At 39.6% G+C, this 1,524-nt stretch carries 3 protein-coding genes; 1 reads left to right on the top strand and 2 read right to left on the bottom strand.

Annotation, left to right across the window (positions count from 1 at the left end; translation table 11 throughout):
• Both L652_RS0101190 and rpoE read right to left on the bottom strand, forming a co-directional pair.
• A partial coding sequence (locus L652_RS0101190) for an RseA family anti-sigma factor (protein ID WP_024603204.1) occupies positions 1 to 446 on the bottom strand: 446 nt, incomplete at its 3' end.
• Position 447: 1 nt separating this feature from the next.
• On the bottom strand, positions 448 to 1,029 hold the full coding sequence (gene rpoE, locus L652_RS0101185) for an RNA polymerase sigma factor RpoE (RefSeq protein WP_002958721.1): 582 nt from the start codon (positions 1,027 to 1,029) through the stop codon (positions 448 to 450).
• 245 nt (positions 1,030 to 1,274) lie between these two features.
• Between rpoE and L652_RS01000000123150 the strand changes: the two genes are divergently transcribed.
• Positions 1,275 to 1,524 (top strand): FAD-dependent oxidoreductase (locus L652_RS01000000123150; protein WP_033013144.1); only part of this gene is annotated, 250 nt, incomplete at its 3' end.

Raw genomic sequence — 1,524 nt, 5'->3', positions numbered from 1 at the left:
GAAGCCATACCTGCTAGCGGTGTGGTTTGCAGTAATGGAATTTCACTTTGCTGCTCATTATTACTTTGAGGAAGCGTATTAACGCCCACAATAGCAAACATCGCTACACTTGCTGCAATAGCTAATTGAGCAACTGGTTTGCGCCAATTAAAAGCGACTACTTTATTATCTTGTACTGTTTCAGTGATTGCTTGAGGCTGTGTTTTTGACTGACTAAAGTCAGCATAAACAGGCTCGCTTTCTAGTGCTAATGCAACGCGATCGCTAATATCAATATGTATGTCGTTATTATTTTTTTGAGCACGCATCGCATCACCAATTAACGCATAACGGCCAAACGTAGTTACATCTTGCTCTGCAATTTTTGCATCAGTTAGATGTTGCTCGCCATCAAGTAATGCCGATAACGCTTCGTTATCTAACTTGTTAAGGTGTGCTTTTGTCATACTAAGACTCGCCTATTAATGGGTTTAATTTGTTATCTATTGCTTCACGGGCACGAAATATACGCGAACGCACAGTCCCGACTGGGCAATCCATTACCACTGCTATTTCTTCATAGCTCATCCCTTCTATTTCTCTAAGGGTGATTGCGGTTTTAAGATCTTCAGGCAAACTATCAATCGTATTAAAAATAACAGCGCGTACTTCTTCGCTTAAAAGTAGGTTTTCAGGAGATGCATTCGATCGCATTGAATCTGCACAATCATAAAACTCGGCATCTTCAGCGTCTATATCATTTGCTGGCGGCTTACGCCCCTGGGCTACTAAGTAATTTTTAGCACAATTAACGGCAATACGGTATAACCACGTGTAAAAGGCGCTGTCACCTCTAAAGTTAGGAAGTGCACGGTAAGCTTTAATAAAAGCTTCTTGTGCTACATCAGCAATATCGCCTTGGTTAGATACATAACGTGAGATCAAACCTGCAATTTTGTTTTGATACTTCTTTACTAATAGGTTGAAGGCGTTTTTATCTCCTTGCTGGACCCTTTTTACTAGCACTAAATCTAATTCCTGCTCGCTCATTCGAGCCGGTACTCCTATGTCTGATTTTTGCTTGTTATTCATATTGTCGTCATTGTTCACAAATACTCTGACCTCTTTATGAATAAAAAGTTCTGCTTAATATTATTTTTTTATAAAATAGATGATAATAACGGCGCTAAGCCTTTAAAATCACTACGTAGTAGTATGACAAATATGATACAACTACAGATATTAAAAACAAATATTGCTCTATATGAGCATTGTAACCGCAAAGTACCTCTGACATGAACCAAAATAAACATCACATTGCAGATGTCGCTATTATAGGTAGCGGCGCAGCAGGCTTATCACTTGCATTATCTCTAGCTAATTATTGTAACGTTACCGTGATCAGTAAAGGAGCGCTTACCGAAGGTTCTACTTTGTATGCCCAAGGCGGTATAGCTGCTGTATTTGATAAACAAAACGACAGCATAGAATCTCATGTTGAAGATACACTCGATGCAGGCGGCGGTTTATGCGATAGAGACGCTG

Source organism: Pseudoalteromonas sp. TB25 (assembly GCF_000497995.1).
Lineage (GTDB): Bacteria > Pseudomonadota > Gammaproteobacteria > Enterobacterales > Alteromonadaceae > Pseudoalteromonas > Pseudoalteromonas distincta.
Note: the sequence above shows the minus strand (reverse complement) of the source record. Positions and strands in the feature narration are given on the sequence as shown.